Source organism: Sorangium sp. So ce834 (assembly GCF_051521425.1).
Taxonomy (GTDB): Bacteria; Myxococcota_A; Polyangia; order Polyangiales; family Polyangiaceae; genus Sorangium; species Sorangium cellulosum_D.
In genome coordinates this window covers 13,360,668-13,382,489 of record NZ_CP150351.1, presented here as the reverse complement: position 1 = coordinate 13,382,489, position 21,822 = coordinate 13,360,668, and the positions used below count along the sequence as shown (strand labels likewise).

At 69.9% G+C, this 21,822-nt stretch carries 21 protein-coding genes; 14 read left to right on the top strand and 7 right to left on the bottom strand.

Translation table 11 applies throughout. The annotated features are described in order from the left end of the window. Positions 1-25: 25 nt before the first annotated feature. The 3 genes from WMF20_RS48995 to WMF20_RS48985 all read right to left on the bottom strand — a co-directional run bounded on the left by WMF20_RS48995 (position 26) and on the right by WMF20_RS48985 (position 1,887). Positions 26-604 (bottom strand): Uma2 family endonuclease, encoded by a 579-nt coding sequence (locus WMF20_RS48995; protein WP_437608891.1) that lies wholly within the window; start codon positions 602-604, stop codon positions 26-28. 104 nt (positions 605-708) lie between these two features. After that, complete coding sequence (locus tag WMF20_RS48990; protein WP_129580703.1) at positions 709-978, bottom strand: DUF2277 domain-containing protein; 270 nt, start codon at positions 976-978, stop codon at positions 709-711. Positions 979-1,080: 102 nt separating this feature from the next. Continuing rightward, positions 1,081-1,887 (bottom strand): Uma2 family endonuclease, encoded by an 807-nt coding sequence (locus WMF20_RS48985; protein ID WP_437608889.1) that lies wholly within the window; start codon positions 1,885-1,887, stop codon positions 1,081-1,083. A gap of 192 nt (positions 1,888-2,079) precedes the next feature. On the opposite strand from WMF20_RS48985, the gene WMF20_RS48980 reads away from it, so the two are divergent. The 3 genes from WMF20_RS48980 to WMF20_RS48970 all read left to right on the top strand — a co-directional run bounded on the left by WMF20_RS48980 (position 2,080) and on the right by WMF20_RS48970 (position 3,674). After that, positions 2,080-2,862, top strand: coding sequence for an HAD family hydrolase (locus WMF20_RS48980; protein ID WP_437608887.1), 783 nt, complete (start codon positions 2,080-2,082; stop codon positions 2,860-2,862). Between the two features lie 162 nt (positions 2,863-3,024). Then, positions 3,025-3,273, top strand: coding sequence for a type II toxin-antitoxin system Phd/YefM family antitoxin (locus WMF20_RS48975; RefSeq protein WP_129580700.1), 249 nt, complete (start codon positions 3,025-3,027; stop codon positions 3,271-3,273). Further along, positions 3,270-3,674, top strand: a complete 405-nt coding sequence (locus WMF20_RS48970) for a type II toxin-antitoxin system VapC family toxin (protein WP_129580699.1) — start codon at positions 3,270-3,272, stop codon at positions 3,672-3,674. The genes WMF20_RS48975 and WMF20_RS48970 overlap by 4 nt, the downstream gene beginning before the upstream one ends. A gap of 17 nt (positions 3,675-3,691) precedes the next feature. Here WMF20_RS48970 and WMF20_RS48965 read toward each other — a convergent pair whose 3' ends face one another. Together WMF20_RS48965 and WMF20_RS48960 are read right to left on the bottom strand one after the other, a co-directional pair. Then, positions 3,692-4,630 carry a hypothetical protein gene (locus tag WMF20_RS48965; RefSeq protein WP_437608884.1) on the bottom strand — a complete coding sequence of 313 codons (939 nt, stop codon included), beginning with the start codon at positions 4,628-4,630 and terminating at the stop codon, positions 3,692-3,694. 34 nt (positions 4,631-4,664) lie between these two features. Then, positions 4,665-5,222 (bottom strand): glycine cleavage system protein R, encoded by a 558-nt coding sequence (locus WMF20_RS48960; protein WP_237244816.1) that lies wholly within the window; start codon positions 5,220-5,222, stop codon positions 4,665-4,667. Between the two features lie 206 nt (positions 5,223-5,428). Here WMF20_RS48960 and hisC point away from each other — a divergent pair, with 206 nt between their 5' ends. From hisC to WMF20_RS48945, 3 genes are all read left to right on the top strand, one after another. Beyond that, complete coding sequence (gene hisC / locus WMF20_RS48955) at positions 5,429-6,517, top strand: histidinol-phosphate transaminase (protein WP_437608882.1); 1,089 nt, start codon at positions 5,429-5,431, stop codon at positions 6,515-6,517. A 191-nt stretch (positions 6,518-6,708) separates the two neighbouring features. Next, complete coding sequence (locus WMF20_RS48950; protein WP_437608880.1) at positions 6,709-8,283, top strand: DUF4832 domain-containing protein; 1,575 nt, start codon at positions 6,709-6,711, stop codon at positions 8,281-8,283. 135 nt (positions 8,284-8,418) lie between these two features. Further along, positions 8,419-8,718 (top strand): hypothetical protein, encoded by a 300-nt coding sequence (locus WMF20_RS48945; RefSeq protein ID WP_437608878.1) that lies wholly within the window; start codon positions 8,419-8,421, stop codon positions 8,716-8,718. Between the two features lie 19 nt (positions 8,719-8,737). Here the strand turns inward: WMF20_RS48945 and WMF20_RS48940 are convergent, their stop codons facing one another. Next, on the bottom strand, positions 8,738-9,415 hold the full coding sequence (locus WMF20_RS48940) for a DUF4336 domain-containing protein (protein ID WP_437608876.1): 678 nt from the start codon (positions 9,413-9,415) through the stop codon (positions 8,738-8,740). Positions 9,416-9,465: 50 nt separating this feature from the next. Here WMF20_RS48940 and WMF20_RS48935 point away from each other — a divergent pair, with 50 nt between their 5' ends. The 4 genes from WMF20_RS48935 to WMF20_RS48920 all read left to right on the top strand — a co-directional run bounded on the left by WMF20_RS48935 (position 9,466) and on the right by WMF20_RS48920 (position 14,082). Further along, entirely contained in the window at positions 9,466-9,963 is a 498-nt protein-coding gene (locus tag WMF20_RS48935; protein WP_437608874.1) for a MarR family winged helix-turn-helix transcriptional regulator, read from the top strand. 533 nt (positions 9,964-10,496) lie between these two features. After that, the gene (locus WMF20_RS48930; RefSeq protein ID WP_437608872.1) at positions 10,497-12,005 is read left to right on the top strand and encodes an AAA family ATPase; all 1,509 of its coding nucleotides are present in this window, start codon (positions 10,497-10,499) and stop codon (positions 12,003-12,005) included. Next, a complete protein-coding gene (locus WMF20_RS48925) occupies positions 11,891-12,967 on the top strand; it encodes a TOPRIM nucleotidyl transferase/hydrolase domain-containing protein (protein WP_437608870.1) in 1,077 nt (358 codons plus the stop codon). Before WMF20_RS48930 ends, WMF20_RS48925 begins: the two co-directional genes overlap by 115 nt. A gap of 731 nt (positions 12,968-13,698) precedes the next feature. Then, complete coding sequence (locus WMF20_RS48920) at positions 13,699-14,082, top strand: hypothetical protein (RefSeq protein WP_437608868.1); 384 nt, start codon at positions 13,699-13,701, stop codon at positions 14,080-14,082. A gap of 64 nt (positions 14,083-14,146) precedes the next feature. Here the strand turns inward: WMF20_RS48920 and tam are convergent, their stop codons facing one another. Then, complete coding sequence (tam, locus tag WMF20_RS48915) at positions 14,147-14,917, bottom strand: trans-aconitate 2-methyltransferase (protein ID WP_437608866.1); 771 nt, start codon at positions 14,915-14,917, stop codon at positions 14,147-14,149. A gap of 386 nt (positions 14,918-15,303) precedes the next feature. Between tam and WMF20_RS48910 the strand changes: the two genes are divergently transcribed. The 4 genes from WMF20_RS48910 (at position 15,304) to WMF20_RS48895 (ending at position 21,777) form a co-directional block, all read left to right on the top strand. Continuing rightward, positions 15,304-16,755 carry a PQQ-dependent sugar dehydrogenase gene (locus WMF20_RS48910; RefSeq protein WP_437608864.1) on the top strand — a complete coding sequence of 484 codons (1,452 nt, stop codon included), beginning with the start codon at positions 15,304-15,306 and terminating at the stop codon, positions 16,753-16,755. A 14-nt stretch (positions 16,756-16,769) separates the two neighbouring features. Then, positions 16,770-17,126, top strand: coding sequence for a c-type cytochrome (locus tag WMF20_RS48905; protein ID WP_129580687.1), 357 nt, complete (start codon positions 16,770-16,772; stop codon positions 17,124-17,126). Between the two features lie 123 nt (positions 17,127-17,249). Next, positions 17,250-17,960, top strand: a complete 711-nt coding sequence (locus WMF20_RS48900) for an HAD family hydrolase (protein WP_437608861.1) — start codon at positions 17,250-17,252, stop codon at positions 17,958-17,960. Between the two features lie 94 nt (positions 17,961-18,054). Next, positions 18,055-21,777 carry a thioester reductase domain-containing protein gene (locus WMF20_RS48895; RefSeq protein ID WP_437608859.1) on the top strand — a complete coding sequence of 1,241 codons (3,723 nt, stop codon included), beginning with the start codon at positions 18,055-18,057 and terminating at the stop codon, positions 21,775-21,777. The last annotated feature ends 45 nt before the right edge of the window (positions 21,778-21,822 follow it).

Below are 21,822 nucleotides of genomic sequence, written 5' to 3'. Positions count from 1 at the left end.
GACCGGCGGCGCCGATCGCACCCCTTCAGCCGGCGTCGAGCTCGAAGGCGCCCTCGTAGATGGCGTCGACGGGAACGGCGGCGCCGATCGCGAGCGAGATCGCGCCTCCCGCCTCGATCACGAGGTAGCGCCAGGAGCCGTCGGCCTCGCGCCGGAAGTGCTCGACGCGCACCGAGGTCTGCGAGACGAGCAGGTAGTCGGTGAGGGACGGGATGCGCTGATACGCTGCCCACTTCTCGCCGCGGTCGTACGCCTCGGTGCTGGGCGACAGGACCTCGACGGCGACGCTCGGGTTCGCGAGCACGTCGCTGGTGCCCGGCTCCATCCGCACACCGCCGCACGCGACGACGGCATCCGCGTAGACGTAGCGCTCTCCCTGCTTCGCGGAGATCCGCTGGTCCGATGACAGGGCATGGCACGGCCTGCCGCGAACGGCCGCGCGGAGCTCCGCCCCCACGGCGTTCGAGAGGAAGTTGTGCCGCGGGCTGCCGCCCGCCATCGCGAAGACCTCGCCGAGGGAATACTCGTGCTTTGCGACCTGCGCGCGCTCCCACTCGAGATACGCTGCAGCGCTCATGCGCTGGGTGGCGGCGGCGTCGCCCATGTGCGCGAACATAACGGAACCGCCGGGCCGGAGCCAGGCTCGGCGGCCCAACCGGCGCGGCCGCCTGCCTGCCGCCGCTGCCCGATGAGGAGCGGACCGGCGCGTCAGGTGCCGAAGCGGCGCGCGTTGCGGAGGCGGGCCTTCGCGGCCTCGACTTCCTTGTTCTTGGGCGGAGCCGTGGTCTCCAGCGACTCGACGAGGCGGCGCGTGATGGCGGCGATGTCGTCGACGGCTCGCTCGAAACAGGCGACGTTCTTCCCGCTCGGGCTGCGGGTCCCGCTCACCTTGCGCACGTATTGAAGGGCGGCCGCCCGGATCTCTTCCTCCGTCGCCGGCGGCTCGAAGTTGAATAGAGGACGGATGTTCCGACACATGCCGCGAGCCTACCGCCGAACGCGGCGCGGTGGAACCGGCGCGGCCAGAGCGGCGCGGCGCTCCCGTCCTGCGCAGCGGCGCTGCGCACCGCGCGACGTGCCTTATCGCGGCTCCAGCTGCTCCAGCTCGCGCACCCGCGCCTCGAGCTCGCGCACCCGGGCCTCGGCGGCTTCCCTGGCGCGCGCCTCGGTCGCCGCGACCTCTTCCTGGGTGGGCACGAGCTCGCCCTTGCCGTCCGGGCGCGCGAGCCGGAGCCGCGCGTCGGCCCCGCTGCCCACGACGCAGAGCCAGCTGTCGAGCGCGGGGCTCCACGCGGGGCCGGCGCCGGCGTGCACGCGCACGTACGCGCCGTCGGGGTCGCGCCGGTAGGCCTGGAGCGCCACCCTGCCGGCGGGCGGCCGCTGCGCGGCGGCCAGCGGATCGAAGATCGCGAGCTCGGGACAGCCGAGCTGGCAGTACTTGAGCGGGATGTCCTCGTAGGCCTTCTGCCAGTCGCTCGCCACGATCTCGAGCGCGAAGCGCGGCGGGCGGTGGCCGGGCAGCCAGGTCTGCCATTGCTTGGGCAGCGGCGGCGCGGGCCGGTGATCGAGGAGGTAGACGTCCGGCGAGACGCGCACGAGCGGCTCCTCGCGCACCCACGCGAAGAACCGCTCCGAGCCGGCGTGGTGGTCGGTCCAGCCGCGCTCGCGCGCGAGCTGGGCGATCGAGGACAGGAGCAGGCGGGCGATCTCGTCGTGCTCGCCCCACGCGCCGATGCCGTCCGCGTCGTCGAGGTACCAGTCCGACCAGTCGATGGTCGCGCGGAGCTCCTCGGGCTCCGGATCGCGGACGACGAGCGCGCGCGGCAGGCGCGTCGCGTGGGGGTTGGCTCCGGTGCGGACGGGCGGCACGAGCTTCGACCGTAGCACCCCCGGCGCAGCGGCGGGAGGCGGGCAGGCGCGGGCGGGCGCGGGCGAGCGCCGCGGGCCGGCGCGGGCGAGCGCCGCGGGCGGGCACGGGCGAGCGCCGCGGCAGGCGTTGCGCGGGCGGCCGGCGGCGCATCGCATCGCCAGGGCGCCCTCGGGGCTCCCGGTACGGCGCGCCGGCGCCATGTCGGCGGCATGCGTTTCGAGGGGGTCCTCTTCGACGTCGACGGGGTGGTGGTCGACTCGCCGCACGAGCGCGCCTGGCGCGAGGCGCTGGAGGCGCTGATGGCGACCGAGTGGCGGGCGATCGCGCCCGAGACGCGCTACGCGCCCGAGCGGTTCACGACGGCCGTCTACCAGAGCGAGGTCGCCGGCAAGGCGCGCGAGAGCGGCGCGCGCGCGGCGCTCGACTACTTCGGCGTGCCCGACGCCGCCGAGCGCGCGCGGCTCTACGCCGAGCGCAAGCAGGAGGCGCTGCTCCGGAAGATCGAGGCGGGGGAGTTCGTCGTCTTCCCTGACGCGATGCGGCTGATCCTGGGGCTCAAGGCGCGCGGCGTGCCCATCGCGGCGGCGTCGTCGTCCAGGAACGCGGGCCAGCTCCTCCGGAGGATCCGCGCCGACGCCTTCTCCGAGCAGCAGCGCATCCGCCGCCCGGCCGTCGCGCCCGGCACGACGCTGCTCGACCTGTTCGACGCCGACCTCTGCGGCGTCGCGGTGGCGCACGGCAAGCCGGCGCCGGACCTGTTCCTGGCCGCCGCGCGCACGCTCGGCGTGCCCCCGGCGCGCTGCCTCGTCGTCGAGGACGCCCCCGCCGGGGTGCAGGCCGCCAAGGCGGCCGGGATGACCGCGCTCGGTGTGGCGCGGCTCGCCGACGACGCGTTGCTGGCCGCCGCGGGGGCGGATCGGGTCGTGACGACGCTCGACGCGGTCGATCCGGATGCCGTGGTCGAGGGGCGGATCGCGGCGAAGGCGGCGTGAGGGCGGCGCGCGGCCTGACCGCGGCGCGCGGTTCGAGCCCACGCGGGGCGTCGCTCTTTGGTCTGCCGGTTGCTCCCGGGAAGCGCGAACCCATGGTCGTCTTCACCGCGTGTCCAGCGGTCCCAGACTTGCCCATGGGAACGATCTGGTCATAATGGTCACATGCGCAAGGCGTCGCTCGCGGAAGCAAAGGCTCACCTTTCCGCCTTGGTGGATGAAGCGGAGCACCACAAAAGGCGCACCTTGATCCTACGGCATGGCAAACCCGTGGCTGCGATCGTGCCGATCGATGTGGCTGTCCCGCCAAAGCCGCATCTGTCCAAGGTGGAGATAGAGCGACTGTTCGCAGGGCTGGGTTCGACGGAACCCCAGGAAAGCGCGGTGGAAGATCTGCTCTCGGGGCGACGATGAAGCTCGTTCTCGATGCTTCCGTCGCCGTTGCCGCCGTGCGGCCGAATGAGCCTTCTCATGCGGTTTCGCGGGCCCGAGTCACGCGCATTCTCGAAGGTCTCGACGAGCTCGTCGTGCCAGCGATCTTTCCGATTGAGGTCGGCGCATCGCTGGCGCGCGTCGGTGAGCCGACCGCGGCCGTGTGCGCTTATGTTGATGCGCTGATGTCCGTCGCGAGCGATGTAGCTACCATAGGTCCCTTGCGCGCGCGAAGAATTCGAGACACGGCGATCGCATCGAAGCTTCGCGCAGCGGACGCCGCCTATGTCTGGCTCGCGGCTCAGGAGGCGATGCCCTTGTGTACACTCGACAGGGAGATGACGCAGCGAGGCAGCGCCTTTTGCCGAGTCATCCCGCCTTGATTTGAGCAGGCCTCGCCTCAGCCGCCCTGCTTGCGCACGACCGCGAGGCTCCAGATCTCCCCGGCGCTCGTCCCCACCCACAGGGTCGGCGACCCCTTGCCGGCGGCCACGAGCACGGCCGGCTCGCCGCGGGCGCCGAGCGCGACGCTGGCCGTCGGCGCGAGCGGCGCGCCGGAGGCGGCCTCGATGGCGGCGCCGTCGAACAGCGCGACGCGGCCGTCGGCGAAGCAGGCGAACAGGCTGGACTCGAGGACCGCCACGTCGGCGACCGGATCGCTGAAGGCGAGCATCTTCGCCGCCAGCTTGCCCGACGACCGCACGACCGCGCAGGCCGCGCTCGCGCCGCGCTTGTACACCGCCGTCAGCTTCGGGCCGCCGCGCACCCGGTCGAGGTTCTGGGCCGCGCGCGGCAGCGAGGCGCGCAGCGTCGGGCCCGGCTCGGGCGTCGCGCCGGGGTGGACGCGGAGCTCGCCCCCCTCCCCGGCGCCGTCCATCACCACGTGCGTCTCGGTGTCGGTCAGGTCGAACGCCCGCGCCGAGCCGCGCACCGCGAACGTGCGGCCGTTCACCTCGATCTTGTCGAGCTTCAGCTCCGTCGCGCTGCCGTCCCAGCCCAGCGAGAGCGCCGTCTCGCCGGACGGGCGCGTCGCGAGCTGCCGCGCGTCCCGGCCGACCTGATCGAGCTTCGGGCCGTGCGTGATGCCGAGCAGCGCCCAGACCGCGTCGTCGCTCCGCACGACGGCCACGTCCTTCGAGAGCAGCGCCACGTCGTGCGCCGACGACAGCGACAGGTTCGTCGTCCTCGCGCCGGCGCCGCCGATCGGGCAGACGCCGAGGCGCACGGGATCGGTCGAGACCATCGCGACCAGGCCGGGGCTCGCGAGGAACGCGGCGCCGCGGATCTCCGCGTCGAGGCCGTGCACCTTGCGGGGGGAGCTCAGATTGCTGAAGGGCATGGCCGACGAAGATACCGGTTCTCGCGGGGCGGCGTCAGCCCTTGATGAGCGAGCGGACCTCGATGTCGAGGTTCTCGGACTCCGCCACGGCGTCCATCGCCTTGCGGAGCTGGGCGAGCGACACCCCGACGGGGACGTCGACGTGGGCCTCCATCCGGAAGAGCTGCGAGCCGGTCACGGGCGCCTCGTAGGCCGAGGTCTCGAGCGAGACGATGTTGACGCCCGCGCCGTGGAGCGCGCGCGACACGGCGCGGACGATCCCCTCGTGATCGAGCGCGTCGACGGAGATGACGCAGGGGATGGTCGCCGCGCGCCGGTGCGACTCGGGGCTCTTGGTCCTGCGGCTCTGCACCGTGAGCCCCGTCGCCCGCGTGAGCGAGGCGGTCTCGCGCTCGACCGCCTCGATCGCGCCCGGGGGGCCCGACGCGAGCAGGAGGATGCCGAACTCGCCGCCGAGCACCGCCATGCGGCTGTCCTCCACGTTGGCGCCGCGCTCGGTCAGGTAGTGGGTCACCTCCGCGACGAGGCCCGTTCGGTCAGGGCCGAGGCAGGAGAGGACCAGGAAGGCTTCGGGCTCGGGCGTCGTCGTCATGCGGCGCATCTTAGTCCGATCCGCGCAGCCGGCGCGACCGGCGCTTCCGGCGCAAGGCCATCGCGGGCGCGCGTCCGCGGCGACGAGCGCCCGGACAGCGCCGTCCAGGTCGGCGCGCGCGCTCCCGCGGGATCGAGCGGCCGCGCGCCGCGCCCGACGAGGCGCTTGTCTCCGGCGGGGCGGTGGGCGAGAGGACGGCCATCCCCATGCCGTACGAACGCGACAACATCCACCGCCTCACGCCGTACACGCCCGGCGAGCAGCCGCAGCGGGCCGACGTGGTCAAGCTGAACACCAACGAGAACCCGTACCCGCCGCCGAGCGCGGTGCTGGAGGCGATCCGGGGCGTCTCGGCCGATCAGCTCCGCCGGTACCCGCCGCCCCGCGCGCAGCAGTTCCGCGAGGCCGCGGCGCGGCTCCACGGCCTGTCGCCCGAGCAGGTGATCGCCACGAACGGCGGCGACGAGCTGCTGCGCATGGCGGTGACGGTGTTCTGCGAGCCCGGCGGCCTCGGCCTCGGCGAGACGTACCCGACCTACTCGCTCTACGACGTGCTCGCCGAGATCCATGGCACGACGATCACCCAGGTCCCCCTCGAGGAGGACTGGTCGGTCCCGGAGGAGTTCGCGAGCCGCCTGAACGACCGCGGCTGCCGGCTCGCGCTCCTCGTCAACCCGCACGCGCCGTCGGGGCGGCGCGAGCCGCTCGACAAGCTCGAGCGCATCGCGCGGGCGTTCCGCGGCGTGGTCCTGATCGACGAGGCGTACGTCGATTTCGCGGAGGCCGACGCGATCCCGCTGCTCGATCCGGCGCGCGGGCTCGACAACGTGCTGCTCCTGCGGACCCTGAGCAAGGGGTACTCGCTCGCGGGGCTCCGGTTCGGGTACGGGCTCGGGCACCCGCGGCTCATCGAGACGCTCGACAAGGCGCGCGACAGCTACAACACGGATATCCTCGCGCAGGCCGCGGCGACCGCGGCGCTGTCCGCGCGGGACGAGGCGAGGAAGAGCTGGGAGCGCGTGATCGCGGAGCGCGCCCGGCTCACGGCGGCGCTGCGCGAGCGGGGGTTCACGGTGGCGCCGAGCCAGACCAACTTCATCCTGGCGACGCCGCCGGCAGGGGGGCTGTCGGCACAGGCGATGTACCGGGCGCTCCACGACCGGGCGATCTTCGTGCGCTACTGGGACGCGCCGCGCCTCCACGACAAGCTGCGGATCACGGTGGGCACGCCGGAGCAGAACGACGCGCTGCTCGGGGCGATCGCCGAGGTGTCCCGCGCGGCGGCCGGGGCGTAGACAGACCCCGTTCGCTGTCCGCTTCGTGCGCGGGTGTACGATCCTTGCGCAGCTCCTCACCTCCCCTGCCTCGCATTCCGCCGAGCGGCTCCGCTGGCCTCGACCGTGCAACACGCAGCGCGCGACGGACAGCGCGCCCGCGAGGTCGGCTGAGCCAGCTTCATTTCTTCACGAGGAGAGGAGATCGCTTCATGCGCCACCCCAGCATCCGGTCATCACGTCACGTCCTGTCGCGCCTCCTTCGCGGCGCGAGCGTCCCCTGCCTTTCTTTGGCGCTCGTGGCGGCGTGCGCTCCAGACGCTGGCGACGGCAGCCCGATCGGCGCGCTGACCTCCGGCGTGAGCGACGCGGGCGGCGGCGGCGGTGGCGCGGGCAACGGCAACAGCGGCGGCAGCGCTGGCAGCACCGGCGGCGACGGCAACGGCGGCGGCAGCGACGGCAGCGGCGGCGCGGGCGGTCCGCCCGGCGCCTGCGGGCTGAGCGGCGCCACCGTGGAGCGCTCCTATTCGCCCAAGCTGTTCGCCACGGGCGCGGATCCCTCCACGGACGCCGAGTGCAGCGGCGTGCTCAACCCCGAGCGCGGCCTCTTCCGCTTCACGGATCTCCGGAGCCTCGGCTCGCTCTCGCATCTCCGGGGCGAGGGCTACTCGCTGATCTACGGCAAGGTGCTCATCGACGACTACCGCACGCGGGACATCGACCAGGACCTCATCGACCGACTCGACGCGAGCTTCGCCGCCGCGCGCGCGGCGGGGCTGAAGGTGCTCCCCCGCTTCTACTATGCGGACACGGGCACCGCGCCGGACGCGCCGCTCGACCGCGTGCTGTCCCACATCGACCAGCTCAAGCCCGTGCTCGAGCGGAACGCCGACGTCATCGCCGTGCTGCACCCCGGCTTCGTCGGCGCCTGGGGCGAGTGGCACTCCTCGACGAACGACCTCACCAGCCCTGCCAGCCGCCAGCAGATCTTCGACGCGCTGCTCGCGGCGCTGCCGAGCGACAGGATGACCCTCGCGCGCCGCCCCTCGCACAAGCTCGATGCGTACGGCGGCCCGCTGACGGAGGAGACGGCGTTCTCCGGAGCGCCGCTCTCGCGCGTCGGCCATCTCAACGACTGCTTCCTCGCGAGCGCCGACGACGTCGGCACCTACCAGCTCCCCAGCGAGAAGGACTATGCCATCGCGGACTCCGCGTTCACGCCCGTCGGCGGCGAGACGTGCGCCCCCAATCCGCCGCGCAGCCAGTGCGGCTCGGCGCTCGCCGAGCTCTCGCTGCATCACTGGAGCTTCATCAACACGGACTACCACACCGACGTGATCGACGGCTGGCGGTCCGAGGGCTGCTTCGAGACGATCGCCTGCCGCCTCGGATACCGCTTCGTGGTGATGGGGCACGAGTCGCCCGAGCAGGTCGGTCGCGGACAGCCGCTGTCGCTGCGGCTGCGCCTGTTCAACGACGGCTACGCCCGGGCCTACAATCCGCGCCCGGTCTACCTCGTGCTCCAGCAGGGCGAAGCGCGGCGCGTCGTCCAGGTCGACGCCGACCCGCGCCGCTGGGCGCCGGGCGAGGAGAGCGAGCTCTGCCTCGAGGCGCAGATCCCGGCCGATCTCTCCCCGGGCGACTACCGGCTCGGCCTGTGGCTCCCGGACGGGTCCGAGCGCCTTCGCGACGACCCGCGCTACGCGATCCAGCTCTCGAGCGGCGCGGCGTGGGATGCCCAGAGCGGCGTCAACCTGCTCGACGCCACGGTCCGGGTGGTCGAGTAGGCGGATCCCCTCGCGTCGGCGCCGGGACGGCGCCCGGGCCCTTGCATCTCCGGCTCGCGGGCTTACCTCATCGCGTGATCCCGGCCCTCATCTCGCGCGTGGGCCCAGGCGAATCATCGGAAAGGAAGTCACGCCATGCGCGCTGTCGATCGTCTTGAAGTCGAGAACAACCCCGTCGCCACCGCCGAGGGCGGCGAGGGAGCTCCGTCCGGGAGCGAGAAGACCGTCGAGACCTCCTGGTCCGATGCCGTGCGCCTCCTGGAGGAAGCCGCCGCCATCGCCGCCGCGCGCGGGTGCGACCCGCAGTCGTTCACGAACGCCGCCTTCGCCGCCTACGTGGCCAAGAACCCGGCCTTCCGCCGGTGGATCGAGACCGCGCAGCTCGCCCACCGGCTCGATCACCTGCGGCGGGAGGGTCGCATCGGGGTGGCATGATCGCCGCCCGGCGCAGCGCTCACAGCACCCGCTCGAACGCGCTCTCCAGCGCGGCTCTCCCGCCGCGCTCGATCACGTCGCCGTGCGCCACCACGATGCGCTCCGGCGCCCACGCGAGCATCCGCTTCACCGCCGCGCCCACCGCCGCGCGATCGCGCATCATCGAGCGCGCGAAGCGCGACGGACCGAACCGCCCATACGCCCCGTTCAGGCGCATGAAGAGGCGCGTCGGGAAGTGCGCGCTCTGCGTGATGTGAAAGCAGAGATCCCAGAGAAAGAGGGTCCTGCTCGGCCGGTGAAAGAAGACCACCTCGTCGACCTTGGGCATCCCGCCGACCGTCACCTGGTCGATCTCCGCCGACCACAGCGGGTCCGGCGCGTCGCCGAGCTCGTCCGTGAAGGCCACGTCGGGCCGCTTCTCGCGGAGCCGCCGGGGGCCGAACAGCCGCGCCCCCGGGAACGCCCGCGCCGCCGGCGCGAGGCCGAGGTGGTGGAACAGGTTCGGCGCCACGATCGCCCGCACCTCCCCGAGCGCCCGGATCTCGCCCGCCACCTGCTCCACGCCCGGCAGCGGCGAGAAGAGGAGCAGCCCGCCGTCCGCGAGCCGCACGACCGGAGACCGCGCCGGGAAATGCATGCCTGGCAGCTTCAACGTGTCTTCCGCAACCCAGAGGGCTTGATCGAGTTGTCGCAGCATGCTCCAATTGGTAAAGCTGCTTGACCATTTAGTCAAGTAGCTTTACCATCATGGCCAAGAACGACCTCGATCCCAGCGATCTTGCCGAGCTCGAGCGGCGCAAACGCGCGAGCCTCGGTCAGCTCCTCCTGCGCTCGGCGCGGCTGCTCGACGAGCGGGCGATGGCGCGCATCGCGCGGCGCGGGGCGCCTGGGGTGCGCCGGGCGCACACCGCGCTCATGCCGTACATCGATCTCGAGGGCACGCGGCTGACCGATCTGGCCGAGCGCGCGCGGGTGACGAAGCAGGCGGTGGGCCAGCTCGTGGAGGAGCTCGAGGCGATGGGCGTCGTGGAGAGGACGCCCGATCCGGAGGACCGGCGGGCCAAGCGGGTGCGCTTCACGCCGCACGGGCTGAAGGCGCTGCTCCACGGGCTCGGGGTGCTCATGGATCTGGAGGAGGAGCTCACGCGGAAGCTGGGCGAGAAGCAGATGGCGTCGCTGAAGAAGGGGCTCGCCGCGCTGCTGGCGGCACTGGAGGCGAAGGAGGAGCCGCCGGAGGGCGGGTGAGCGCCGGGGCGGACGGTATTACCGCGCCCGGTAGATGCACCTTATCGGGCACTTTTTGAGCCGACTGCTCGATGACCATCCGGAGCCCGAACCCCCGCCGGAAGCATCCGTATGCCCATCACCCGCAGCGACGGCCAGCGGGCGCGCGCAGGACGCGTCAAGGGCGCGCTGCGGCGACCGGAGGGAGCGCACCCTTGCCGCGCCCGAGCACGCCCGCACCATCGCGCTCGTGACCGGCACGCATCCGGTTGCTGATGACGATCAGCCAGCCGGGTCTGCTCGCCATCAATGAACCGGCTCGGTAACAATGCTGAGCGACTTCGGCCGCACCGGTCTCAGCATCTCGGGCGGCGACGCATCATGCATCACCTGAACATCCTTTCAAGACACGAGCAACCGTGACATGTCGATTGCCTTATATTCCCATGGCTTAGCCGATCGCCCCCCCCTGCGGAGACTCTAGATCGCATCCGCCTGCATGTCGGTGCAGAGAAAGGTAGACACCACCGTCCCAGTGCCCTTAACCTGCACGCATGCGACTGGCGCAGGTTGTCATCAGACGGTTCAAGTCAATCAAAGATCTATCGATCACAGTCCCCGCAAGAGATGAAAGCCGACAAGGTTCAGCAGACTTCGTATCAATCGTCGGAGAAAACAACGTAGGCAAATCATCCATCCTCGAAGCTATTCGATTAGCCTGCCCCGGAAGCGGCCGACCAACAAATGATCAATTTCACAACCTGAACCCGTCGCTTGGACCAATCGAAGTCGAACTTGAGTTCGATAGGCTTACGGATGCCGACAAAGAGAAGCACGCAGTACGGTCTCACATATTCACAGATGGTGGCATCGAAAAATATCGAATAAAGAAGTCGTGGAGAGCTCCAGGGGTCGCCCCCGAATCATTTGCATACAGCCCGACCACGAGGCAACATCGGTTTCGTGAATGGCCCGAGCTAAAATCGAAAGCAGAGATCGCAAACCTCGGACCAGAGTGGAAAGCGATTGTCGATACCGCAGACGCGGCAGGCTCGAGAAAACTATCCAAGCCTAGCAAAGACTCATACCTTCGTGCCGCCGTGCAGATCAATTCACCTCTTATCGAAGAGACTCAGCCATGGGCGCCCAATCCCGGCGGCAATCTGTCGAATCTCGACTCTGTGCTTCCTACAGTAATATGGGTACCAGCGCTTCGCGAGACCGGGGCCGAGGCCGATGTCGGCGAGAAACAATCCGCCGTCCGCAAGATTGTCAATGCATTGTTCGAACAACAGCTGTCGAAGCACGAGAGAGTAATCAGATTTCGGAGAGCAGCAGAGGAGCTCGCGCAGCTTTTTGCGTCTGACGGCAAGCACAAGATTGTGGCAAGCGTCGAATCGCAGATCACCTCCAAGCTTAGAGAGCTGATTGACATCTGTGCCGATCTGCGATTTACCGCACCGGATGTAACCGCAGACTTGGCAAGCAAGACGGAATTTCGGGTTCTCGACGGTGACATATCAACTCGTCCAGAGCACCAAGGACACGGTGCACAGCGGTCCATCGTGCTCGCTCTGCTTCAGATGTGGGCCGAGCAGTTGCGCGTCGTTGGGAGCTCCGATGCTTCTAGAACACTATTTCTCATTGAAGAGCCTGAGATCTATTTGCATCCAGAGATGTGCCGCCGCATGCGGGACGCTTTGCTTAGGATTGCGCAGAGCGGAGTTGGCCAAGTCGTTTGCACAACACATTCTCCGGTTTTTCTCGATCTTGCGGATCGACACGACGGCATCGTAATTGTCAAGAAAAATGGTAATCCGGAAATCATTCAACGAACAAACGATATATTTGGCAACGGTGACAGCGACAAGGAACGGCGCTCAAGACTGAGGATGCTTCTCAATTTCGACCCTGCCGTAAACGAGGTATTTTTACGCGTAGGGTCACAATGGTTGAGGGAGACTGCGAGATCGCATCTATTGACGCAATCGCCAGGAAACTGTGCGATCTCGGAGAGGTTCACTGGCCTACATATCTTGCAACACGCAGGTCTGTTGCTCTGATTAACTGCAGGGGCAAATGGACCATTCCCGCATTTCAGATTGTCCTCAATGAATTCGGGATCGAATACCGCGTGATACATGATGAGGACGAGGCCGATGAGGCTACTAATGCTAACGACCAGATAGGTTCGCTCTTACCGTCGCAGCGCCGTCGTCTTGTTCATCGACCCAATTTTGAAAAGCAGATATTCGGCAAAAATTGGAGAAGCGACAAGCCATGGAGGGCAACAGCTGCGATAGGATCTGCCAGATCCGTCCATCACTCACTGCGCGAGTTCTTTGAGTATGCACTGCATGAAAAGATTGAACGCATGCGCCAGCCAAACGACGGCGCTGCGGCTAATGATCTCGCGTTCACGATGTACCAGCAGGCACCAAAACGCAAGCTTCGGGATCGGTTGAGAATGATAACTGTACCTGCTCACGTGATTCGTGAGGCTTATCGAGTTGAGCAGATATTTAAGCTCCCTGCTGGGCCGAGCTTCTCGCCTGACGTGTCCGACGCTGCTCAGTTGTTTCGCATAGAGGGATCGCGGGTTAGTGCATTCGCCATAGTAAAGGGCGATTCAATGGAAGACACTCTCGTCGACGGCGACGTTGTAGCCTTAGAATTCCTCGATTCGGTGTATCTGGATCCGGTGGGCGAAGATCGGGACAAGATGCCCAAGGAATTTTTTTGTGCCAGGATCAACCATGACGATATATATGCACTGGCAATAAATGACAACATTGAGCATAAGTCGTACACCATCAAGAGGGTTAGGGTGCACGAGCTGGTTACTGGTGGCTGGATCTGTCAGATCTCAGCTGATAACCCAGAGGCTCCATGGGGCGAGCGCGGCCATGTCGAAGTTCGCAAGACGGATAGGGTTCATTTTGCGGCACGGGTTATCGGTATTGTGACCGCTCCGGATGCCACTACGGTAACCGAGCCAATGGTTATTCCGATTGCGGACGCTTGAACGAATAAATTCTAATGGGAGCTTTGGCATGCATGGATGATCGTGAGGTGGCCAGGCTCGCCGTGAGCGGATTCGGGATTCCGCCGGAGAGCGCCGTAGGCGCTGGGACGTACGAACGCTGACACCGTGATCCTGGAGGCCGACGTCGAGCGCGGCACCGTGTCTGACGGCGGCGTTCTGGAAGTGCTTAGGAGCGAGTGCGCAAAGCGGTCGCGAGGTCGAGCACGGGCGCGACTGCGCGGGTGCGTGCGTAGCGTTAAGGAGCTCCGGGAGGGTGTGCGCGGCCATCTGCGCGGTCGCAAGATCATCCGCCGCAAGGTAGGCGCGATTGCTTGTGCGAGGATCCCGACGAGCACCTGGCGCGGGCTTGCTCATCGCGGCCGCTTCGGGCGGTGAGGGGTCGCCTGCGCTGCCTCATATGTGGGCGCCGAGTGCACCGCCGAAGATGCCACGGATCGTCCAGCCGGCCAGAGATCGCGCGGATAGCGCTCAAGATCCCCAGGCTGACGCCGGCCTCCGCTCCCTCGAAGGCCGCATAAATCCAGCCGGTCGTGCCATCCTGCTCCCCCACCCCGTGCGACGCACCCCCTCCCCGGCAGCCGGGCGGCTCGGCAACACCTCCCCCCGCACCGTGGACGAGCTCGGGCAGCCTCTCGCCCGCACCCGCGGTCCCGGGGATCTCCCCGAGCCCGGCGCTTCCCCTGGACCCGCCGCCGCGATACGACATCGCCGTGACACGCACGATCGCCCTCGCCCGCTGGCTCCCCCTCCTCGCAGCGCTCTCCTCCGGCTGCGCCCCCGCGGCGGCCCCCGCCGCACCGGCGGCCGACGAGGGCGCCACGAAGGCGGCGAGCTCGGCGCTCACCGCGCTGTCGCACCGCAAGTTCGACGTCCACGGCTGCGCCGCCTCCGAGGCGCGCGTCGTCCCGGAGGCCGAGGTGCGCGCGGGCTCGCCTCAGGGCGAGCGGTGCGTCATCCTCGTCGCGCGCAGGAGCGACCAGACATGGCTCGTCGCCGTCCGCTCCTCGCTGTCGTCCAGTTCCTTCGGGGCGCAGGCGCTCGTGACCGTCCTCCCCCAGGCCGAGGGCGTCGGCGCCATCGAGTACACGCGCTGATCCATCACCACAGCCGCGCCGCTCCGCTCCGACGCGTCCGCGCGACTCCGGCGCCGCCAGCCGCTCACCGCGCCGTCGCGACGAGGAACAACCTCCGGAACGGAAACGGCGTCTTCCCGTCCGCCGCCTTCGGATACGCCGCAGCCACCCGCGTCCCGTACGCCTCCAGGAACTCGGCCCGTTCGCCCTCGTCGAGCGCCGCGAGCAGCGGCCGGAGCGCCGTCCCCAGGGTCCACTCGACGACCGGGCTCTCGCCCTCGAGGATGTGCAGATACTCCGTCTCCCAGAGGTCGATCCGCGCCGCGTGCGGCGCAAGCACGTCGTAGTACGCCGCAGGCGCCGCGACCGGGCTCTCCCGCACCACCTTCGCCAGCTTGTCGCGGAAGCGCGGCATCCGGCTCACCTCCACCATCGCCGTGTGCGACGGCGCGCCGTGGTTCCGCGGCATCTGCACCGCCAGCACGCCGCCGCGCGCGAGCCGCCCGAGGAGCGCCGGAAACAGCGCCGCGTGGTCGTCCAGCCAGTGAAGCGCGGCATTGCTGAAGATCAGCGCCGGCGGCGCGGGCGGCGCGAAGCGCGCGATGTCGCCCTCGACGAACCGCCCCCCCGGCAGCGCGGCGCGCGCCTTCGCCAGCATCTCCGGCGAGCTGTCGACCCCGAGGATCCCCCGGCCCGGGAAGCGCTGCGCCACGAGACGCGTGATGTTGCCCGCCCCGCAGCCGAGATCGACGAGGTCGCCCGGGACGGTGACGTCGACCCGGCCCAGCAGATCGACCGCCGGACGCGCCCTCTGGTCCTCGAACTTCAGGTACTGAGCAGGATCCCAGCTCGCCATGCCGCCCTCCACCGGACCTGCGCAGCAGCTCGTGAGCTCCCCGCTGCCCGTCTCACCACCTCCCGTTCCACCAGATCCGGACGCGCCTGTCGACGCAGAAATCAGGGTCGCCCGCTCCCCCGCACCGACCGCCGCCCCGTCGCGTGGCGATCCGCCACAGCCCTGCCAGGTCGCCACGGCGACCCCGCGGGCCGATCGCGCCCGCGCTGCGCCCCCCGCTCCCGGCATGTCCATTGCTCGACGCGCGCCCGGAGTCCTGCGAGCCTTGGCAGCACGGTCCGGGAACGCGGCCGCCGGCCGCCGCCCCTCGTTCGCACCGATCCACAGGAGAACGCTTGAACACCCGAGCCACGAGCCGTCCACCGCCGCGCTCTCGCCTGACACCGATGCTCCTCCTGGGGCTCGCCGCGCTCGCGGCGGCGCCCGGCTGCTTCAGCGCACGCGCCTCCTCGGGCGGCGGCGAGACGACGCCGCCGCCCCCCGCCCGGTCGATCCGCACCGCGGACATCGAGGTGCCCGCCGGATACGTCATCGAGGTGGTCGCCACCGGCCTCACCTTCCCGACCGGCGTCACGTTCGACGACGCCGGGCAGGTCTACGTCACCGAGGCCGGCTACTCCTATGGCGAGGTCTTCACCACGCCACGGCTCCTCCGGATCGAGCCGGGCGGCCGCACCACCGTCGTCACGACCGGGAAGAACCCGCCGTGGACCGGCGTCGCCTGGGCCGACGGCGCGTTCATCGTCTCGGAGGGCGGCGTGACCGAGGGCGGCCGGATCCTCCGGATCACCCCCGGCGGCGAGCGACAAACCCTCGTCGCAGGGCTCCCGAGCTTCGGAGATCACCACACGAACGGGCCCGTCGTCGGCCCCGATGGCTTCATCTACTTCGGTCAGGGCACCGCCACGAACTCCGGCATCGTCGGCGAGGACAACTACAAGTTCGGCTGGCTGAAACGACACCCCGAGTTCCACGACGTCCCCTGCAAGGACGTGACGCTGACCGGCGCCGCGCTCACCACGCCGAACCCGCTCACCAAGGACCAGGACGACAAGGCCACGACCGGCGCCTTCGTCCGGTTCGGCACGCAGACGCAGAAAGGACAGGTCATCCCGGGCAAGGTGCCGTGCAGCGGCGCCGTCATGCGCGTGCCCGCCCGCGGGGGCACGCTCAACCTCGTCGCCTGGGGGTTCCGCAATCCGTTCGGGCTCGCGTTCTCGCCGGACGGCAAGCTGTTCGTCACGGACAACGGCTATGACGAGCGCGGCAGCCGCCCGGTCTGGGGCAACGCCGACTCCCTCTGGGCCGTGAAGCCGGGCACCTGGTACGGCTGGCCCGATTTCGCCGACGGCCGCCCCGTCGCGCAAGATCGCTACGCCCCGCCCGGCGGGCAGACGCCCCCTGCCCTCCTCGAGACGCTGCCGAACCCGCCGCCGCAGCCGGTCGCGCTCTTCGCCGTGCACAGCTCGTCGAACGGTATCGACATCTCGCGCGACCCGTCGTTCGGCTTCGTCGGCGACGCGTTCGTCGCGCAGTTCGGCGATCAGGCGCCCGACGTCGGCAAGGTCCTGCACCCCGTCGGCTTCAAGGTGGTCCGCGTCGACCTCAAGACCGGCGTCATCCGCGATTTCGCCGTCAACCGCGGCAAGGACAACGGCCCGGCGTCGCGGCTCAAGACAGGCGGCCTGGAGCGGCCCATCACCGTGCGCTTCGATCGCGCGGGGAAGTCGCTCTACGTCGTCGATTTCGGCGTCATGCTCATGGATGAGCACGGCGCCAAGCCGAAGCAGGGCACGGGCGCGCTGTTCCGCATCACCCGCGCGGCGGCCGCAGGCTGAGGGAGGAGGCGATCATGGTCCTGCGCGCTGTCATTTGCGGTCTCCTCGCCACGTCGCTCGGGCTCGCGGCCGGGTGCGGCTCCTCCCGGAGGAGCGAGCCGATCCTCGGGCCGCCCCCGCTCGACGAGCCGCCCGAGCGGCGCGGCGAGGTGGTCTTCATGAAGCAATGCAACCAGTGCCATCCGGGCGGAGCAGGAGGGCTCGGGCCGGGGCTCAACAACAAGCCGGCGCCCGCGGCGGCTATCCGGCTCCAGATCCGGAGCGGGCTCGGCGCGATGCCCTCCTTCTCGGAGAAGGAGATCTCCGACGCGGACGTGGACGCGATCATCGCCTACATGATGTCCATCCGGACCTACGAGAAGGGGGATTGAGCGGACGGCCACGGCGCCGAGCCGCCCTCGGCGCGCCGCCGCCGGACAGACCAGCTCGAAGCAGCGGAACCACGCGCAGGGAACACGCAGGGAAAGCGACAAAACCAGGAGAGGAGCCGGGTCATGGCAGCCATTCGCGGCGTAATCTTCGACGTCGACGGCACGTTGATCGACAGCAACGACGCGCACGCCCGCGCCTGGGTCGATGCGCTGGAGGAGTTCGGGCACAAGGTCCGGTTCGAGGAGGTGCGGCGGCTCATCGGGATGGGCGGCGACAAGCTCCTCCCCGAGGTGACGGGGATCTCGAGCGACAGCCCCGAGGGGAAGCGGATCAGCGGGCGCTGCTCGGAGATCTTCATGAAGCAGCTCCTGCCCGAGCTCCGCGCCTTCCCCGGCACGAAGGAGCTGCTCGAGGAGCTCCACCGGCGCGGCCTCAGGATCGTCATCGCGAGCTCGGCCCAGAAGGAGAAGCTCCGCGAGCTCCTCAAGCTCACCGGCGCCGACGGGGTGATCGAGAGCGCCACGTCGTCGAGCGACGCCGAGCAGTCCAAGCCGGATCCGGACATCGTGCAGGCGGCGCTCGACCAGCTGAAGCTGCCGCACGGCGAGGTCGTGATGATCGGCGACACGCCCTACGACGTCGAGGCGGCCGCGCGGGCCGGGCTGCGCACGATCGGCTTCCGCTCGGGCGGCTGGACCGACAGCGCCCTCGCGGGCACCATCGCCGTGTACGACGGCCCGGCCGACCTCCTGGCGCAGCTCGATACATCGCCCCTCGCCGGCGCGAGCACCGCCCCCCAGGCCGAGAAGACGCCGCAGCAGCGATACGTCTAGGCAGGCGCTCGGGCGGCCGCCGCCCGGCTCGGCGCGACGGCCGATGTCCGACCGAGGCTTGCCCGGGGCCGCGCTCCGCTCAACGTGCGCGCGCATGGACCCGTCGAGCGATACCCGCGATCCTCAAGAATCGGAGATCACCCAAAACGACGATTCGAACGAGCTGCTCTTCACGAGATCGCTGGAGCGATGCTCCCGGCTCGTGCAGACGGACGAGGAGCTCCGGCGGGCGCTGCCCTCCCCGGCGGCGCTGGAGAAGATCCGGAGCTGTCGCACGACGATCGAGTGCGTGGCGACGGCCTTCGAGCTCTACGCGGATCGCCCCTGCATCGGCCACCGCCCGCTCGACACCGCGGCGACAGCGGCCGCCGGCGGCAGCGCGCCGCGGTATCTGCCGGAGTTCCGCGCCGTCAGCTACGCGGACGTATGGTCCCGCGTCGAGGCGTTCGCCACCGGGCTCCAGCACGAAAAGCTCGCCGACACGGGCGATTTCGTGGGCATCTCGGGCTTCGGCAGCACCGACTGGGTCGTGGCCGGCCTCGCCTGCATGTACCTCTCCGCCGTCTCGGTGCCGCTGCAAACCGACGTGACCCCCGCCGACCTGGAGCTCATCGTCACCGAGGCCGAGCTCGCTTGCGTCGTTTGCAGCGTGGGCCAGCTCGCGCGGATCGAGGACATCCTGCCGCGGTGCCCCTCCGTGCGGAGCATCGTCGTCATGGACCTGCTGGAAGGGGATCGCTGCGGGCACAGCGAGCTCGAGCGCGCAAGGCGAGCCCTGCGGCCGCTGGAGGCGAGAGGCCGCCGCCTCGCCGTGCGGGCCATGCACGAGGTGGAGCGCCTCGGCCGGCAGCAGGGCATCGCGCCGAAGGTGCTGCCCGCGCAGCGGGGCGAGCCCGATCCGCTGATGACCCTCATGTACACGTCCGGGAGCACCGGATCGCCGAAGGGCGCGATGATCCCCGAGAGCCTCTGGCACCGGTACTGGCAGCGCGTGTTCACGAGGAGCCAAGACCCGCGCCTGGACCTCGTGCCGCACGTGGGCCTCAACTACAGCCCGATGAACCACTTCATCGGGCGCAGCCAGGTCGGCCGCTCCCTCATGCGCGGCGGGATCACGCACTTCGTGCTGAAGAGCGACATGTCCACCCTGTTCGAGGACCTCCGCCTGGCCAGGCCGACCACGCTGTTCCTGGTGCCGCGCATCGCGGAGCTGATTCACCAGCAATTCCAGGCCGAGGTCCTGAGGCGTGCTCGAGGGCTGAGCGCCGGCGGCGACGACGCCGCGCGACGGCGGATCGAGCGCGAGATCATGGCGGAGATGCGCGGGTCGCTGCTCGGCGACCGGCTGCTCCACGTGGGTATCGGATCGGCGCCGACGCCGCCAGAGGTCCTCTCGTTCCTGAAGCGCTGCTTCGACGTGCCCGTCTTCGAGGGGTACGGCTCCACGGAGGCCTCCTCGCTCACGTCCGATGGCCGGCTGGATCGGGAGTTCGTGACCGCGTTCAAGCTGGTCGACGTCCCGGAGCTCGGCTACTCCACCACGGACCAGCCGTACCCGCGCGGCGAGCTGCATATTCGATCGAGCCTCATGGTGCCCGGCTATTACAAGAACGAGCAGGCCACGAGGGCGCTCTTCGACGACGAAGGGCTCATGAACACAGGCGATATCGTCGAGCAGCGCGGGCCCGACACCCTCGTCTGGATCGATCGCGCGCGGAACGTGCTCAAGCTGTCGCAAGGAGAGTTCGTCGCCACCTCGCGGCTCGAGGTCCTCTACAGCGCCGGCAGCCCCTTCATCCATCAGATCTTCCTCTACGGCAACAGCGCGCGCTCGTACCTCCTGGCCGTCGTCGTCCCCGAGATGCGCGAGATCTCGGCCCACCTGCGGCAGCGCGACGTGAAGCCCGACGGCGAGCCCGTCCGGCAGCTGCTCCGCGCGGAGATCGACCGCATCGCGCGGGAGCACCAGCTCCGCGGCTACGAGATCCCGCGCGATTTCCTGATCGAGCCGGCCCCGTTCACCCGGGCGAACGGCCTGCTCACCGGGACGCAGAAACCGGCGCGCGCCCGGCTCAAGGCCAGGTACGGCGCCCGCCTCGAGGAGCTCTACGCGACGATCGAGCGCACCCAGCTCGAGGAGCTCCGCAGCCTCCGCGAGGGGGGCGGGGCGACGCCGGCGTCCGCCGCGACGGTGGTGAAGAGGGCCCTGGAAGCCACGCTCGGGATCGCCGGCGTCGAGCCGCGGAGCGCGCGGAGCTTCGCGCAGCTCGGCGGAGACTCGCTCAGCGCCGTCCGCGTGAGCCGCCTCATCGAGGAGATCTCCGGCGTGGACGTGCCCGTGGGGCTCCTGCTCAACCCGACGAGCAGCATCCGCGCGATCGCCGATCACCTGGAGCACGCCCTGGCGGGTGAATCCCCCCGCCGCGCCGCGCGCTTCGAGGATGTGCACGGCGCCGGCGCCGAGGTCGTCCGGGCCGCGGATCTGCGGCTCGACAGGTTCCTCGGGCCGGACGAGCTCGCGGCCGCGAGGCGCGCGACGCCGGCCGCCGCCCTGCCGCCGCAGGCCAGGGTGGCGCTCCTGACCGGCGCCAACGGGTTCCTCGGCCGGTTCCTCGCGCTGGAGCTCCTCGAGCGGCTGCCCGAGGAGGGCCGGCTGTACTGCGTCGTGCGCTCGCCGGACGACTCGCTCGCCTTCGATCGGCTCCGCGCGACCTACGAGTCCGATCCCGCCCTCCTGGAGCGGTTCGACGCGCTGTCGGCGCATGGGCGACTTGTCGCGCTCGCCGGCGACCTCGTGGAGCCGAGGTTCGGCCTGGCGGACGACCTCTACGCGCACCTCTGCGCGGAGATCGACTGCGTGGTGCACAACGGCGCCCTGGTGAACCACGCCCTGAGCTACCCGCAGCTCTTCGAGCCCAACGTCCTCGGCACGGTGGAGGCGCTCCGCCTGGCGCTCGCGCACCGGGTCAAGTCGATGAACTACATATCGACCGTCGCCGCGGTCGGCGGCCTCGACCGGAGCGGTCCCATCCGCGAGGACGAGGACATCCGGGAGCTCTGGCCGGAGCGCGCGCTCGGCGCCGGATACGCCGTCGGGTATGCGACGAGCAAGTGGGCGAGCGAGGTGCTGCTGCAGAACGCCCACGACGCGCTCGGCCTCCCCGTCAACGTCTACCGCCCGAGCGGCATCATGGCGCACAGCCTGTATCGCTCCCAGATCAACGTCCCCGATTTCTTCACGAGGCTCCTGTGCGGCATCGTGTACACGGGCCTCGCCCCGCGATCGTTTTACGAGGGCGGCCGCCCGCACCGCGCCGGCCACTACGACGGCCTGCCCGTGGACGCCGTGGCGCGGAGCATCGCCGCCGTCGCCGTCGATCGGCGGCCCTCCGCGGGCGATGAGGGGGAGACGGCGCGCCGCGCGACCTACCATGTCGTGAACCCCTACTGGGACGATGGCATCTCGCTCGACGTCATCGTCTCGTGGGTCCGATCGGCGGGTTACCCGGTGGAGCGCGTCGACGACTACGCCGCGTGGTACGCGGCGTTCCGCGACCGGCTGATGCAGCTGAGCGAGCCTCTCCGGCGCCACTCGCCGCTGCCGATCCTCAACGCGTGGGAGCGCCCCGCGCGCGCCGACGGGGAGGTGTTCGACGCGGAGCGCCTCCTCGCCCGGCTGCGGCAGCTCGCGGCGCGCGGCGGGGCGGGCGATCTCGCGCCCCTGCCGCACGTCAGCGAGCAGCTCATTCACAAGTACCTGGGCGACATGGTCGCGCTGGGGCTCGTCGAGCCAGCCGCCGTGCGCGCGGCGTCCTGACGCGGGACGACACCGCCCCGGCGCGCTCGGCCCCGCCCGAGGTCG